Genomic DNA, 15534 nt, shown 5'->3' with positions numbered 1-15534 from the left:
AAGCTTCGCCTGCAGCCGTCACCCGGCCTTCAGCGCTTCGAAGAAATCGGCAATCTCGACAGAGATGGCATTTGTGCTGGCGTTCATCCGACGGGCCGCTTCCATAAACGCGCCGGCTGTCCTGTCGCTGGTCTCTATGGCCTGCCCAACCCCTTCTATATCGTTGTCCAGCGTCCCGGCTCCCGAAGCGACCGACTGAATGCTTTGCGAAATTTCCTGCGTCGCGGCGCCCTGCTCCTCGACCGCGGCAGCAATCGAAGCCGTCATCTCGTCGAGGTTCTTGACCACCTCGGAAATCGACTGAATAGATCCGACCGCCTTGTCCGTCGATTCCTGGATCTCCGTGACCTGCTGGCTGATTTCTTCCGTCGCCTTCGCGGTTTGTTCGGCCAGCGTCTTCACCTCACTGGCAACCACGGCGAAGCCCTTTCCGGCCTCACCGGCCCTTGCGGCTTCAATCGTCGCATTCAGGGCAAGAAGATTGGTCTGTTCGGCAATCGCCTGAATGAGACCGACAACATCGCCGATCTTCTGCGCAGCTCCGGCGAGGCTGCCCACCTGGACACTGGATTGCTCCGTGCCGCCAGCGGCTTCGCTCGCAATCTTTGAAGCTCCGACAATCTGTTTCGATATTTCCTGAATGGAACTCGAAAGCTCTTCCGTGGCCGAAGCAACGGTTTGAACGCTCACGCTGGAATCCTTGGAAACGGCGCTGGCGCTTGAAACCTTTTCCATCGCGGATTTGGAGACCAAGGTAAGTTCGTTCGCTTCCTTCTCAACCTTTCGAGCGCCTTCATCGACTTCCTGCAAGGGTTGCCGCACCTTCGCCTGAAATGCCTCGATGGCCAGGTTCAAACGTTTCATCTGCTCGGCACGTTCCTCGAGCAGCTTTTCCTCATAGGTCGAAATCGCGAGATCCATGTCCAGCATAACCGCGGAGGAAACGGCGCTGAGCAATCTTTCGACGTCTTGAAACGATCTTCTGTACTTTCGAAGAATCAACGCATGCAGACGGATCAGAACGAACTTGTAACCGCCAATGTACCAGGCAGGCTCCAGGCCGATCTTGCAGTGAACATGACCGATCCGGTTGATGCTTTGCTGATAGTCCGCGTCGAAACCGTTTGTGAAGAGCTTTTCCCAGTGGGTTTTCTGGGCCTCGACCAGCCTTGGCTGCATGCTGCCGACCATGGCGGAAAGATGTGCGTTGGTCTTTACATGCGCGTAAAACGCATCGAGAACCCCATCCAGGGACGGCTTCACGACCGGCCAGATTTTTCTCAAAATGGCGATAGTTTCCCGGTCGATTTCAGCAAACCTCAACCGGTCCTCAAACTCATGATCTTTGTCGTGCATGGCCGCTCACCCATTAATACTGACCCTACGACAATTGAAAAGAATAAATAAAAAATAAAATAAAATTTACAGTGAAATATTCGACAGCCCACCATCTTGAATTGCCGGTTTATAACTCGATATTTTTGCGTATTTTTGAGCTTGCAACTCCGTACGCAACTTCCAGTCGAGGGCAGATAGAATCGCTCCGCAGTTTCGCGGCAATGCGATCCGGCCCAATCGGAAATTTTGGCCGTGGCGGAAACAGCCGGCGATCTCCTTTCGGGAGATGTTGAGGTAAGCCAGAGACCCGGATCAGGGTGGCGGGAAAAGCGATGCCGAAACGGCAATGGGCCTCGGAACACCATTCCAAGGCCCATTGTCTAAAAAACGGCGTCAACAAACAGGCAAACAGCGAGCAGACCTTTTCGTGAAAAGCTGCACCTGCCTGCCGCCGGTCCGTCGTCCTAGTGGTGCAGGATCTGGCTCAGGAACAATTTGGTCCGTTCATGCTGCGGATTGGTAAAAAACTCCTCCGGCTCGTTCTGTTCCACGATCTGGCCGGCATCCATGAAGATAACCCGGTTTGCGACCTTGCGGGCGAAGCCCATTTCGTGAGTCACACAGAGCATGGTCATGCCTTCTTCCGCCAGGCCGACCATAACATCGAGCACTTCCTTGATCATTTCCGGATCGAGCGCCGAAGTCGGCTCGTCGAACAGCATGATCTTCGGGTTCATGCAGAGCGACCGGGCGATCGCGACGCGCTGCTGCTGGCCGCCGGAGAGCTGGCCGGGATACTTTTGCGCCTGCTCGGGGATCTTGACGCGCTCAAGATAGTGCATGGCGATGTCTTCGGCTTCCTTCTTCGGCATCTTGCGGACCCAGATCGGGGCCAGCGTGCAGTTTTCAAGAATGGTCAGATGCGGAAACAGGTTGAAGTGCTGAAAGCACATGCCGACTTCCCGGCGGATCTCATCGATCTTTTTCAAATCGTCGGTCAGCTCGTTGCCGTCGACGAGAATCTGACCGGACTGGTGTTCCTCAAGCCTGTTGATGCAGCGGATCATGGTGGATTTTCCCGAGCCCGATGGACCGCAGATCACGATCCGTTCGCCGCGCATCACCTTGAGATTGATGTCGCGCAGGACATGGAACTCTCCATACCACTTGTTCATGTTGTTGATTTCGACCGCCACTTCCGTTTCGGAAACCGTCATCTTGGCGCGGTCGGCGGAAAGGTCCTCGTCGCGTACTGTATTCTCAGTCATGGTTGTTAACTCCAAGAGTGTCTGTCGGCCGGGGCGCTGCGATAAGGCGCGCGCCCCGGAAAAATCCTTAGCGTTTGTGCCCGGTGTGCAGCTTCTTCTCCATGAAAATGGAGTAGCGAGACATGCCGAAGCAGAAGCACCAGAAGACGATCGCTGCGAACAGATAGCCTGTATGGCCCTGACTCGGGGTCGACCAGGTCGGGTCTGTGAAGGACGACTGGATCTGTCCAAGCAAGTCGAACATGCCGACGATCAGCACCAGTGTCGTATCCTTGAAAAGACCGATGAAGGTGTTGACGATGCCCGGGATCACCAGCTTCAGCGCCTGCGGAAGGATGATGAGATACATCATCGGCCAGAACCGGAGGCCGAGCGCCATGGCACCCTCATACTGGCCCTTCGGGATCGCCTGCAGCCCCCCACGGACCACTTCGGCCATGTAAGCGGCGGAAAACAGGGTCACACCGATGAGGACGCGCAGCAGCTTGTCGAACGTCACCCCTTCCGGCAGGAACAACGGCAGCATCACCGACGACATGAACAGCACCGTGATCAGCGGCACGCCGCGCCAGAACTCGATGAAGATGATCGACACGAGCTTGACGATCGGCATTTTCGAGCGCCGGCCAAGGGCAAGCGCAATGCCAAGCGGAAGTGAAGCCACGATGCCGGTAACCGCAATCACGAGGGTGACCAGCAAGCCCCCCCACACAGCGGTTTCCACAATCGGCAGAACAACCGTATCCCCGATCACCAGACCGGTCAGCAGGAAATAGGCAACGACCGGAAACACGACCAGAAACAGGATCGCGTTGGCCTTCTTGAACGGCGCGCTCGGGATCGCCAACGGCACCAGAAGCACGGCAAACAGGAAGTAAACGATGTTTACCCGCCAGATCTCCTCCGTCGGGTACCTGCCGTAAATGAACTGGGGGAAGTAGGCCTTTACATAAGCCCAGCAAGCCCCGCTGTGGCCACCGTCCTGCGGCAGGCAGGCTTCCCTGTTTTCTCCAGACCAGACCGCGTCGATCAACGCGAATTGAATGAGCGGCGCGATCAGGGAATAGGCGATCAGGATTCCAATGACGGTCAGTATGGTGTTGCCAATGGAGGAAAACAGGTGCTGCCGCATCCAGCCGATGGCGCCGGTGGTCGAGATCGGCGCCGGCAAGCGCGGCGCCTCCTCGGTTCTGATGTGGAACATTTCAGAATTAGTCATGGGACGCTCTCCTTACCGTTCCACAAGCGCCATGCGCTGGTTGTACCAGTTCATGAAGGCAGAGGTGATCAGGCTGAGCGACAGGTACACCGCCATCCAGATGCCAATGACCTCGATCGCCTGGCCCGTCTGATTGAGAACCGTGCCGCCCATGGACACGAGATCCGGGTAAGCGATTGCGACCGCAAGCGAAGAATTCTTGGTCAGGTTGAGATACTGGCTCGTGAGAGGCGGAATGATGACCCGCATTGCCTGAGGGATGACGACCAGGCGAAGTGTCGGGCCGTTCCGCAGTCCGAGAGCATGAGCCGCCTCGGTCTGACCGTGGCTGACGGCCTGAATGCCCGCGCGAACGATTTCCGCAATGAAGGACGCGGTGTAGATCGACAGAGCCGCCGTTAGCGCCAGAAACTCGGGAATGACGTTGATACCGACATTCAATTCGAACCCACGGCGCAGGATCGGACCGGTTTCGACGAAATTCGGGTGTTCCAGATGCATCGGCATGCCGGTAACGAGATACGTCAAAACGGGCAATCCGACGATCAGGCCGACCGCTGTCCAGAAAACCGGAAACTGCTGACCGGTCTGATCCTGGCGTTTGTGCGCCCATCTTGAAACCACAATGGAAGCAATGATCCCGAGAATGAGGGCAAAGCCTATCCACTCGGCTCCCGGTTCCCAGATTGGTTTGGGACCGCGCAAACCGGCGATATTCAGATGAACCGTATCGAAAAAGAACGACCACTTGTCGCGTTTTCCCGGGACCGCGCGCAACACCGCGAAATACCAGAAGAAAATCTGCAGCAGCAGCGGGATGTTCCGGATCAGTTCGACGTAGCAATAAGCGATACGGCTGATAACCCAGTTGTTGGAAAGCCTTGCAACCCCAACGATGAAACCGACTACCGTGGCGAAGAAAATGCCAACAACCGCAACAAGCAGCGTGTTCAGGAACCCGACAAAAATAGCCCAGCCGTATGAGGACGTTTCAGAGTATTCCACCAGGGACTGATTGGTGCCGAAACCGGCTGTGTTTTCAAGAAAATCCCAACCGGAAGCAATGTTCTGCCTTTCCAGGTTGGCAATCGTGTTGGTGACGATAAAGTATCCCGATACAACTAGCGCGACGATCAACACCGCCTGATAAAAGTAGCCGCGCGCTTTTGGATCGTTGATCAGCGAAGCACGCGCCGGCGCCTCCGCCGTGTCCCGCTCCATTGAAGTCATAGAACCTCGCCCAAGTTTTAACGGAAAGAAGCCGGCATGAAGCCGTGTGTCTTTCTCGTAGAAAACCGCTTCCACACTGCGCTTTTCGCGCGTTCCCCTATCGGCGTTCGAAGCAGTTCGTTCCCCACGTTTGACCGGTTTTGCCCGGTTCTCAACGCATGATGTTTATAAAAAAAGGTTCCGGCAGGCGTGCCGCCGGAACCCTTAATCCTCAGATCTCAGCTAAGAGGATTAGCGGATCGGCGGCGCGTACATGAAGCCGCCCTTGTTCCAAAGAGCGTTCACGCCGCGGGAAATGCCGAGCGGAGTGTCCGGACCGACGTTGGCGTTGAAGGACTCTTCATAGTTGCCGACGTTCTTGATGATGTTGTAGGCCCAGTCGTTGGAGAGGCCGATGCCTTCACCATACGCACCTTCAACGCCCAGAAGACGTTTGATGGACGGGTTGTCGGAAGACTTCATCTCGTCGACATTTTCGGAGGACACACCGAGCTCTTCAGCGTTGAGCATCGCGTTGAGTGTCCACTTGGCGATGTTGAACCACTCATCGTCGCCCTGGCGGACAACCGGCCCGAGAGGCTCTTTGGAGATGATTTCCGGCAGGACCATGTGGTCGCCCGGATTGGTCAGCTTCAGACGCTGGGCGTACAGGCCGGACGCATCCGTGGTGTAAACGTCACAACGGCCGGCGTCATACGCGGCCACAACCTCGTCGGCTTTCTCGAAAGCGACGATTTCGTACGGCATGTTGTTCGCACGGAAGTAGTCGGCGACGTTCAGCTCGGTGGTGGTGCCAGTGTTGGTGCAGACAGATGCGCCGGACAGTTCCAGAGCGGACGTCACACCGAGATCCTTGCGCACCATGAAGCCCTGGCCGTCGTAGTAGTTCACGCCGGCGAAGTTCAAGCCCAACTGCGTGTCACGGGACATGGTCCAGGTGGTGTTGCGCGGCAGAACGTCGACTTCACCCGACTGCAGAGCGGTAAAACGCTCTTTCGCGGACAGCGGAGTGAACTTGGCGGCGGACGCGTCCCCGAAAACAGCAGCGGCCATTGCACGGCAGAAATCAACGTCGAGACCGGTCCAGTTGCCCTGTGCGTCCGGATTGGAGAAACCCGGAAGGCCCTGGCTCACGCCACACTGAATAAAGCCCTTAGCTTTGACGTCTTCCAGCGTCGTCGCACCGGCAGCCGTCGCCGCAACGGCACCCATGGCAGCGCCGAGTACGAGCGGAAGGAATTTTTTTGACATGGATATGCAGCCTTTATTTGTTACCCATACTTTTTTGTCGGGCCTGATCGGAGAACTTCCTCGTTGCCTCGCTCCGCGGACAACAGTCAGCCTCAGCGGCCATTTCCTCCAGAGTTTCCCCGGCCCGCCCGACGCGACCATACGATGGCATTTAGCTGTTCGGGTCAAGTACTTGCTGCCATTATCTCGTCAAATTTCGCGGGCGGCGATGCAATTGCCTCCCGCCAACACGCACAAATAGTGAACATGGCTAAATCGAATTCAATCGATGCCTAAAAAGGGATCAATTACTTTTTCGATTAAACATAAGCGGTATCGCAGGTAGAAGAAGTCCCCGGAAATCGGCTCGAAAAAACGGCGGCCGGAGTCTGTTGCAGCTCCGTAAACTTTGACTAGAGTGCGCATGGCCCGGTGGGCCGACCTGCCCGCACGAGCCCCTTCCCCCTCAATTGCACTCTCAAGATACAACCGGACCAAAACATGTCTCTCAAGCCCGATACCAAACTCATGCACGCTGGCCGGGATCCGCAAGCTTTTCACGGGTTCGTCAATCCGCCTGTCGTCCATGCCTCCACCGTGCTTTATCCGGACGTGGAAACGATGATCGGCGGCAAGCAAGCCTATTCCTACGGCCGGCGCGGAACGCCGACGACCAATTCGCTGGAGGCGGCGATCGCGGAACTCGAAGGGGCGGCCGGCGCGAAACTGGCCAATTCGGGCCTGAACGCGATTGCGCTCGCGCTGTTGTCGTGCGTCAAATCGGGCGATCACATTCTGCTGGCGGACACCGTCTACGGCCCGACCCGCCATTTCGCGGATACCGTCCTTCCCGGTTTCGGGGTTTCGGTGGAATATTACGACCCGGCCATTGCGGGCGGTATCAAGGCGTTGTTCCGGCCAGAGACCACCGCAGTATTCGTCGAAGCTCCCGGCTCCCTGACATTCGAGATGCAGGACCTTCCGGCGATTGCCGCGGCGGCGCGGGAAATCGATGCAACCGTACTTGCCGACAATACCTGGGCGAGCCCCCTTTACTGCCAGCCCCTGTCCCTGGGAGCAGACCTCTCGATCCAGGCGTGTACCAAGTATATCGTCGGCCATTCGGACGCCATGCTCGGTTCGATCGCCGCGAACGAACGGGCCTGGCCGAAGCTTCAAGCGCTGCACGGCGCAATGGGCAGCCACGTCGCGCCGGACGATGTCTTTCTGGGCCTGCGCGGATTGCGCACCCTGTCGGTTCGTCTGGAGCAGCACAGGAAGAACACCCTTGCCGTGCTCGACTGGCTCAAGGACCAGCCCCATGTCGGCAAGATCAGATACCCGGCACTCGCCGCCGATCCGGGATACGAGATCTGGAAGCGGGATTTCTCCGGCAGTTCGGGTCTGTGCGCCTTCGACTTCACCGAGGGCGCGTCGCTACAGCAGACGCACGCCTTTCTCGATGCGCTCTCTCTCTTCGGCCTCGGTTTTTCCTGGGGCGGCTTCGAAAGCCTGGCAATTCCGGTAAGGCTCAAAGGCATGCGCACGGCGACGCAGACCGGTGAAAACAGTCAGTCCGTTCGCCTGCATATCGGCCTCGAAGACCCTGAAGACCTCATCAAGGATCTCGACAAGGCTCTTAGGACCGCCTTCCCGGCGTAATGCATTGCCAGAGACGGAACGGTCAGATGGTCGGATCGTTCCGTTTTTCCCTGAAGATCAGCCACAGGTTCCGGAAGTAGATCAACAAGCCGAGCCCCTGCCCGGCGATGAAAACTGGATCCTGGCGCTGGATGGAATAGATCAGCAGCAACGAACCGCCGGCGACGGAAAAGAACCAGAAGGCGACCGGAACGATCGAGCGGCCGACCCTTTCCGACGCAATCCACTGGATCACGAAGCGCATCATGAACATCGCCTGGGCGACAAATCCCAGAATGACCCAGAAATTGAATTGCTCGATGAAGACAGCGTGTATCCAGTCGAAGAGAGCGGTCATGTGGCTTTTCCAGTTAATTGCGTTTCGGCGTTCCGCCTTGAACTTTGCCCGATGAGAACGCGATCAGGTCAGCGGCCGGACACTCGGGATGTTTTTCCGGCGCCGGCGCAGCCACCAGACACCGAAAAGATCCCATACCCCGATCAGGGCCCGGTCGAAGATTCCGTATTTGGAGGTTCCATGGCGACGCTGGCGGTCCTGTACGTCGATATGGACGACACCGTACCCTTCCCGGATCACGAGCGCCGGTAAAAAACGGTGCCAGCTGTCGAAATAAGGCAGCTGAAGAAAAACTTCCCGGCGAAGCGCCTTGAGGCCGCAGCCGCTGTCGCGCGTGTTGTCCTTCAGGATCGCCCCACGGATCTTGTTGGCGAATTTCGATGCGTAGCGTTTACCGAGACTGGCCTTGCGGCCGAGACGCTGTCCGGCGGCCAAGGCGACAGACGGACCGGAACTGTTCAGCGCATCGAGAAGTTCAGCAATATAGACCGGATTGTTTTCACCGTCGCCGTCGATGGTCGCGACCACATCTCCCCGGGCGTTTTGCAGCCCGGTTCGTACCGCGCAGCTTTGACCGCAGGACTTGTCGTGCCGAAACGGCCGCAGCCAGTCGTGCGTCGACGCATAATCCTGAAGAACGATATCGGTCCCGTCCGTCGAGCCGTCATCGACAACGATAACCTCAAACCCGCGCCCTTGAAGCGCCGCCTCGATCTCATCGAGCAGGATCGGAAGATTTTGCGCCTCGTCCTTGGCGGGAACGACGACGGTCACGGCAAGCGTTCCCCTGTTGCTTGCCAATCCTTCCAGATAACTTTGCGTCATGTGTCGATCCGTCCTGTTTCTTCCGGCGCCGCCGGTTCCACCGAGACGCGCCGTGCGCCACGCTGCCCGCGCAGAACCTGCCAGACCGCGCGCAGACAAGCCTTCGCGGACCGGGCGTTCATATTGGGTTCTATTTTCCCGGAAGAAGAAATGTGAAAACCGATCCGGCGCCGCGCCATGGCCCGGACGGTGAAAAAGGTGAACGAGATCCCGAGCAGGGTTCCGGCAATCACGTCGCTCGGATAGTGCGCGCCGACCATGACGCGACTGAAAGCAAGCCAGAAAGCCGCGACGACGATGAGCCAGCGGTAGGCCGGAAAGATGAACGCCAACGCGGTCGCCAGCGCCGCCACGGTCGTCGAATGCCCGGAAGGAAAACTCGTATAGGTGCCGTCAAAGGCCAGGAAGTCGAACCGAACCGGGCCGACTTCACTGTAGAGCTTTGGACGGGCTCGGCCCAAGGTCCACTTGAAGGCGATGGCCAGCAGTCCTGTCGCCGCGACGCTGTAGAAGATGAAAGCCGCATAGGTGAAGATCGCGCCCACCGTCATGCGCAGCCGGAACGCGTAGCGCCCGGCATCCAGTGCCAGCAGGGCCAGGCAAGTCACACCCGTCGAAATCAGGATCCAGTCCGCCTTGCCGAAATCCGTGAACGCCCTGAACGCTGACCGGTACACACCTGGAAGCGAACGAAGCCAGGGATAGGTCGGAACATCGAAGACGACAACGGCAACGCCGACGGTCAGAAGCAGAACGGCCAGAATGTCCTGGGGCCTTTGCCCTGGCGGGAGCCGGTTCAGGTTGTGGCAGGCGCGCTCTCTTCGACCGGAAAACAGCATGGCAGCCCGCCGAGCATTCCCGCGCAAGCGCGCAAGGATCCGCCAGACATGGTTGCTACTGCTCTTCATTGCCGTTTTCTGCGTCCGTGGGCGTATCTGCTTTTTGATAAAGGGCGATATCGACCTTGTCGCCGCCGTTTATATTGAGGCCCTCTACCCTTTTTCGAACCTCCGGCACAAGACCAATCTCTTTCGCCGCCTTCAAAAACGCCGGTTCTTCCCGGCTTTCTATCGCCGCAACCCGGCAGGAAGCCGGCTCTCCATCGTCCGGAGACGACAGGAAAACCGCCGCTTTTTTCGGCGAAAGGATACGGGTCCCGGTTCCCTCCAGAAAGATGAAACTCGGTTCGTGGAACCCGGAGGTTACCACCTGACGGCCTGTCCTGTCCGCGCATCCCGGTATCGTATCCAGCGCTTCCACCAGCCGCGGGCTGACCCAGATCGGTGTCAGGGCCGGACCGACGAACCCCCAGACGCCGACCGCAACGCACATGGCCGTTGCCGCCGTTGCCGGGACCGCGTAGAGCAAAGGCCCTCGCAGAACCCGCCTGGCGGCGGCAAGCGCGACGACGGCGCCGATGGAGACGATGACGACACCAGGCGGCGAGGGCCAGGTTCCAAGCACGAACGGTCCGGCAAAAGACACCGCCGCCAAACCGATCGGCGGAAGCGCCAGAAGGACAGCCCCGACCCATCGCACCCAGGATTTGGCCTGTGTCCCGGCACCGTCGATCATCGCCGCTGCTACGGGCAGAACCAGCGCCGGCAGAAGCGGCATGGTATAGTGTGGCAGCTTGGTCGCCACGAGTTCGAAGACGATCCAGCTCGGCACAAACCAGGAGACGGCGAAGACCACGAGCGGACTGTGCCTTTCCTTCCACATCAGCGGCAGGGCGATCAGAAAAAAGGTTGGCAGCGGCCAGAAGATTCCGAACATCGCTCCCAGATGCGTCAGAGGCGGCGCGCCGTGGCCTTCCTGGCCCTGCCCCACCTTGCCGAGCAGGTCCTTGCCGATGGCCTCGGTAAAAAACGCCCCATCCGTCGCAATCCAGATCGCGACGAACCAGGGCGAAACAAGCAGCAGAAACCAGAGGACCCCGATGACCGGCGATGCCCCCCTGAACCAGGCTGCCTTTCTGCCAAGCACCATCAGACCGATTGTCGTCAGACCGACAACCATAAGGCCCACCGGCCCCTTGATCAGCACACTTGCGGCCAGCGCCGTCCAGAAAACAAAGCTCAACGCCCAAAGGCGTTGACCACGATCCTTGAGCCAGATGCGCGCCAGCGCGCCCTGGGCGACGATAATGGTCGCAAACAGCATGGCGTCCGTCTTGGCCAGGCGCGCCTCTACTCCGACGATGATGGCCAGACCGACGAAACCTCCGACAAGCAGCGCACCGGCCGGTCCCATGAAGGCCCGGGCCATCCAGAAACTCGCGAGAACGCTCAAGACAGCGCCGACGATTGAAGGAATCCGGTATGTCCACAAAGGCGCATCCGATCCATGACCGGTCAGTTTCACCGCCGCGGCCTGGAGCCAGTAGATGCCGACCGGTTTCTTGTAGCGTGCCTGATCCTGGAAACGGATGTCGATGTAATTGTCCGTTTCAAGCATCTGCTTGGTTGCCTGGGTGAAGCGCGGTTCGTCCCGATCGAGCGGCGGAACCGTCCATTGCCCAGGAGCGAACAAAACGAGCGACAGCAGGACAAGCAGAAACGGAGCCGAAATATCGTGCCCGAAGAGGCGTAGCCAGACGGGCTTGCGAACCGGTTGCGCCCCAATCTCCGGATGTGCCTGTTCCTCCGCGCTCCCGCCCGGCGCGAAAGTTTCCCGAGACGTCGCGGTTCCCGGTTCCCCGGCCGTCATGTCCTGCTTCTCATCCGGACCGTCGTTGGTCTTGTCTGCCATCAACTTTCGTTTCCAAGCGCTCGCCTGTTTTCAAATCCACGGACCCGTTACCGGCGGCGATTTCCTTTCGGTTCCAGTCCGCTTCTCCTACATGAGCTTTTCAAAAAGGGAAACCAGTGCTTGCCCTCATTCCGCGCTGAGCTATCGTCGCTTCAGCCGATTCCATTGTTCAAAACTTACAGGTTCGCAATGACTTTGATTGCTCACATAACGGATTTGCACCTTAGGCCGAGAGGCCTGACATGTTATCGTTTTTCAGATACAAACATGCTTGCGGAGCGTGCCCTGGGCGCCGTGCGGGCGCTCGACCCGAAAGTCGATGCGCTGATTGTCAGCGGAGACCTGACCGACCGGGACGACCCGCGTGAATACGCACTGGCGCGTGACCTGTTTTCACGTTTCGACAGGCCGATCTACCTGATCCCCGGCAACCACGACAGCAGCGAAGGCATGCGCCGGGAGATGCGCGACTTTCCAGGCATGTCGGAAACCCGCGACGGCAAAATTTTCTACAGCGCGCGGATCGGCAGCCTCCGCCTGATCGCCCTGGATTCCCACCTGTCCGGCCAGTCGCAAGGCGAGCTTGGAGACGAGCAGCTGGCGTGGCTCGACCGGGAGCTCGGCCATGACAGCACGCCGACCCTGATCGCTCTCCACCACCCACCGGCGCTTTCCGGAATTTCCCACATGGACAAGATCGGCCTTGTCGACGCGGACGCTCTGGCGGAGGTCGTCGCGCCTCATGCTCAGGTCGAGAGACTGATTTGCGGTCACCTTCACCGGCCGATCATTGCCGGTTTCGCGGGAAAGATCATGACCCTTGCCCCCAGCACCGGTCACCAGGTGGTTCTCGACCTTTCCGAGCACGGTCCGCCCATGTTCAATTTCGAACCGCCAGCCTACTTCCTCCACTATCATTCAGACAAGACCGGCGTGGTCTCTCATCTGGCCTATGTGGAGAACTTCCCCGGACCGCATCACTTTTTTGCCGATCCCGGCGTGACCTGGCCAGGAGACGAGCGCGGATGACCAGCGCTTCGTCCTCCAGATACCTTTTGACCGGGCTCCTTTTCTGCGTGCTGTCCTGGACACTTGCGGCGTGCGGCGCCTTGCCCGGTGGAAGCGACCTTGAGGACAAGACCGTCCTTTCCGACCAGGCGGTCGACAAGCAAGAAATGCTGGCGCTCATCAATGCCTACCGGCAACAAAACGGTCTGGCAGCTCTCCGGCACGACCCGGCCCTGGACGCGGTTTCTCAAAAAATGGCCCGTCATATCGCGAAACGAGACAGCATGGACACATGGGCTCACAGTGCGTTCGGCCTGTCGCAAAGGCTCGACAAGGCGGGATACGCCAACTACGCCGGTGCCGAGAACCTGGGCGCGGGATATGCGGATCTGCAAGCGGCCTTCAAAGGCTGGCAGGGTTCCCAGGGACACAACAAGAACCTGCTCAATCCGTATGTAACCCGCGTGGGGATTGCCAGAACCAACAGAAACGATGGCAAATGGCGCAATTTCTGGGTGATGACGCTTGCCCGCCCATTTGAGGACGGACGCCCCTCCGCTCTGTAGGACTTTCGAAAAAAGGGCGGGGTCTTCCCCGCCCAAGTCTCTTCCAGAGATCGGATGACCCAGTCATCATCCGCACTTCGACATCATAAACATGAGTGTCGAAGTCATGTTTTCTTAGTCTCCGTGCCGCAGGCTGTCAAACCTCAAAACGGAAACGGCCGCGCGGCGAATTCCGCCTCCGTCGCTTCCGAGACGCGAAGACCGCGCTCGACGACGCCGGTAAACAGCCGCGACTTGCCGAAGCGGGGTTCCCAGCTGCACAAATCCGGTGAAAGGAGTTTGACGCATGGAATGTTCAGGTCGGACCGCGTGGCGTTAAACTCCCAAACAGCAAGGTTCCTTTCGAGACAGTGCTGCACCAGCGCCTCATAGGAAAATTCCTCTTGCAGATGAGTTTCCGTGGCCCGGTCCATGTCCGTCATCGGCAGATCCTCGAAGACGGATCTTTGCCGCGCATAGCGGAGCTGCCGTGGAAGTCCCCGATCGGGCGTTTTTCCGTCCGGATAGGCGTTGGCCATCAATTCCAGCGAATTTTCCGCCTGCAGCATTTCTTCGAGTGCGCTCCGGCAGGCGGAAGCGGCCGACCAACCCGCCGCGGAGCCGAATGCCGTTCCGTATCCATCCCTGTCGTGGGAGACCGCCAGCACCACGTGAGCCGGCAGGTCCGTACTTACATGAAAGACGTTCCAGCGCCGCTTCGATCCGGACAGAAATGTAAAAAAAGGCTCAGGAAGAAACGCGGCAAGGACCTCTTTTTCCATCGAGGTTATCCCCAGGCGGTTGTACCACATTTGCGCCACGGCATCGCGCTCGACCAACTCCAGAAACGCCCTCTCCCTGGCACCCTCCAAATCCGTCCAGACAGCGCAACCAATGCTTGAAGCCACGCCAGGCAGGCCGCCAACCTTTACTCCTGCCGCATTGAATAAAACACCGTAATGCGGCAACTGTGCGGTGTCTTTCGCGCCCAGACGACGAACCTTCACGAATAGGTCCGTAAACCGGTTCCAATCTACTGTGCCGACACCCCCACCCTCAACGTCACCCGACAGACCTTCGCCGACCGCGACCTCCTGAGACTGACTGAAACCAAGCAGCGACCCAAGCCCTACTTCTGATTGCTCAACATCTTTCTGAAAAACACGATCATCGGTTGCTCCCAGGGTGTAAAGGCTTAATCTTTCAGCCAACTCCCCCAAACAACTTAAAGCTGCATCCCTGAGAGTGGCGCCCTGCCCTCCCGCAGGCAACGGGCGAACCGGAGAGCGATTTTCGTCCGCCGCCTCCCGGTCGCGTTCAAGCAAGCCGGTACAAAAGCGAACCGGGCAATCATCGGCCCGTCGCAGCGGCACAAGCTTGATGTCGAACGACCCGAGCAACGGCAGAAAAAGCGACAGCGCGGCGTCGAACTCAAGACCCACAGCCTCTCCGTCCGCGTTCGTCGCCGAAGCCAGCCCCACACGGCGCAGGCCCGCGATCGTTTGACTTTTCAAGTTCAGGGCACCGCCCGGCACTTCATTGCTCATCACGCCGACTTGGCCCACACGGCATGTTTGCAAGTATCTTCGAAATACTCGTGTTCACCTTCAAATTGCATATCACGTATTTTCTCACACCTATTCTTGAATAAGCGTCTTCGGCGGAACTAAAGTATCCATGAAAGCGGTCAAGCAATAGTAAATTTATACTACTATTTATCTTTTACTAAAGTTTGACCTAATTCAGTTTAGCCGCGTGACCATCCAATCACCCGCTAAGACGCAGCACAACTTTAACTTATGGAGACTCGTAATGCACACCAAAACGACTTCGCAAACCAACCTGGAAATCGGTTCTAAACTTGGTGCAATCATTCAAGATACGAGCAGCCGTACAGAATTGATCGAAAACCCTTCACAGGTTCTCGCGGAGATTGGGGTGACGGGCGACGTTACACTTCTCGCGGATACGGCCGACATGGTTCATCTCGTTGTGCCTGCGGATGTCGACGTGAATCGTGCGGCCGCCGGTGACGAGGCCTATTTCGAAGAGCTGGGCCGCGCTGCGCTCGGAACCTGCTTCTACGACGATCTTCCGGAGTAATCCGGACCGGCCCATTGG

At 58.3% G+C, this 15534-nt stretch carries 14 protein-coding genes; 4 read left to right on the top strand and 10 right to left on the bottom strand.

Annotated elements, in window-relative coordinates; translation table 11 throughout:
- Positions 1-18 precede the first annotated feature (18 nt).
- The 5 genes from JF539_RS08720 to JF539_RS08700 form a co-directional block, all read right to left on the bottom strand.
- On the bottom strand, positions 19-1356 hold the full coding sequence (locus JF539_RS08720) for a globin-coupled sensor protein (protein WP_207139902.1): 1338 nt from the start codon (positions 1354-1356) through the stop codon (positions 19-21).
- A 446-nt stretch (positions 1357-1802) separates the two neighbouring features.
- A complete protein-coding gene (locus tag JF539_RS08715; protein WP_328809217.1) occupies positions 1803-2606 on the bottom strand; it encodes an amino acid ABC transporter ATP-binding protein in 804 nt (267 codons plus the stop codon).
- A 67-nt stretch (positions 2607-2673) separates the two neighbouring features.
- Positions 2674-3825, bottom strand: coding sequence for an amino acid ABC transporter permease (locus tag JF539_RS08710; RefSeq protein WP_207139901.1), 1152 nt, complete (start codon positions 3823-3825; stop codon positions 2674-2676).
- Positions 3826-3837: 12 nt separating this feature from the next.
- Entirely contained in the window at positions 3838-5046 is a 1209-nt protein-coding gene (locus tag JF539_RS08705; protein WP_207140901.1) for an amino acid ABC transporter permease, read from the bottom strand.
- 240 nt (positions 5047-5286) lie between these two features.
- On the bottom strand, positions 5287-6306 hold the full coding sequence (locus JF539_RS08700; protein ID WP_207139900.1) for an amino acid ABC transporter substrate-binding protein: 1020 nt from the start codon (positions 6304-6306) through the stop codon (positions 5287-5289).
- Between the two features lie 480 nt (positions 6307-6786).
- Here JF539_RS08700 and metC point away from each other — a divergent pair, with 480 nt between their 5' ends.
- Complete coding sequence (metC, locus tag JF539_RS08695; protein WP_207139899.1) at positions 6787-7947, top strand: cystathionine beta-lyase; 1161 nt, start codon at positions 6787-6789, stop codon at positions 7945-7947.
- A gap of 22 nt (positions 7948-7969) precedes the next feature.
- Here metC and JF539_RS08690 read toward each other — a convergent pair whose 3' ends face one another.
- From JF539_RS08690 to JF539_RS08675, 4 genes are all read right to left on the bottom strand, one after another.
- Positions 7970-8284, bottom strand: a complete 315-nt coding sequence (locus tag JF539_RS08690) for a lipid-A-disaccharide synthase N-terminal domain-containing protein (RefSeq protein WP_207139898.1) — start codon at positions 8282-8284, stop codon at positions 7970-7972.
- Between the two features lie 63 nt (positions 8285-8347).
- Positions 8348-9109 (bottom strand): glycosyltransferase family 2 protein, encoded by a 762-nt coding sequence (locus tag JF539_RS08685; RefSeq protein ID WP_207139897.1) that lies wholly within the window; start codon positions 9107-9109, stop codon positions 8348-8350.
- Positions 9106-10017 (bottom strand): phosphatase PAP2 family protein, encoded by a 912-nt coding sequence (locus tag JF539_RS08680; RefSeq protein WP_207139896.1) that lies wholly within the window; start codon positions 10015-10017, stop codon positions 9106-9108. The genes JF539_RS08685 and JF539_RS08680 overlap by 4 nt, the downstream gene beginning before the upstream one ends.
- Positions 10004-11860 (bottom strand): ArnT family glycosyltransferase, encoded by a 1857-nt coding sequence (locus JF539_RS08675; RefSeq protein WP_209017056.1) that lies wholly within the window; start codon positions 11858-11860, stop codon positions 10004-10006. Before JF539_RS08675 ends, JF539_RS08680 begins: the two co-directional genes overlap by 14 nt.
- Positions 11861-12049: 189 nt before the next feature.
- On the opposite strand from JF539_RS08675, the gene JF539_RS08670 reads away from it, so the two are divergent.
- A complete protein-coding gene (locus JF539_RS08670) occupies positions 12050-12889 on the top strand; it encodes a phosphodiesterase (RefSeq protein ID WP_207139895.1) in 840 nt (279 codons plus the stop codon).
- A complete protein-coding gene (locus JF539_RS08665) occupies positions 12886-13434 on the top strand; it encodes a CAP domain-containing protein (RefSeq protein WP_207139894.1) in 549 nt (182 codons plus the stop codon). Before JF539_RS08670 ends, JF539_RS08665 begins: the two co-directional genes overlap by 4 nt.
- Before the next feature lie 143 nt (positions 13435-13577).
- Here the strand turns inward: JF539_RS08665 and JF539_RS08660 are convergent, their stop codons facing one another.
- Positions 13578-14960, bottom strand: coding sequence for a YcaO-like family protein (locus JF539_RS08660; RefSeq protein WP_207139893.1), 1383 nt, complete (start codon positions 14958-14960; stop codon positions 13578-13580).
- A 265-nt stretch (positions 14961-15225) separates the two neighbouring features.
- Between JF539_RS08660 and JF539_RS08655 the strand changes: the two genes are divergently transcribed.
- A complete protein-coding gene (locus JF539_RS08655) occupies positions 15226-15516 on the top strand; it encodes a hypothetical protein (protein WP_207139892.1) in 291 nt (96 codons plus the stop codon).
- Positions 15517-15534: the final 18 nt, after the last annotated feature.

Source organism: Roseibium aggregatum, from assembly GCF_017309185.1.
Lineage (GTDB): Bacteria > Pseudomonadota > Alphaproteobacteria > Rhizobiales > Stappiaceae > Roseibium > Roseibium aggregatum_B.
This window is presented reverse-complemented; position numbering and strand designations above follow the sequence as displayed.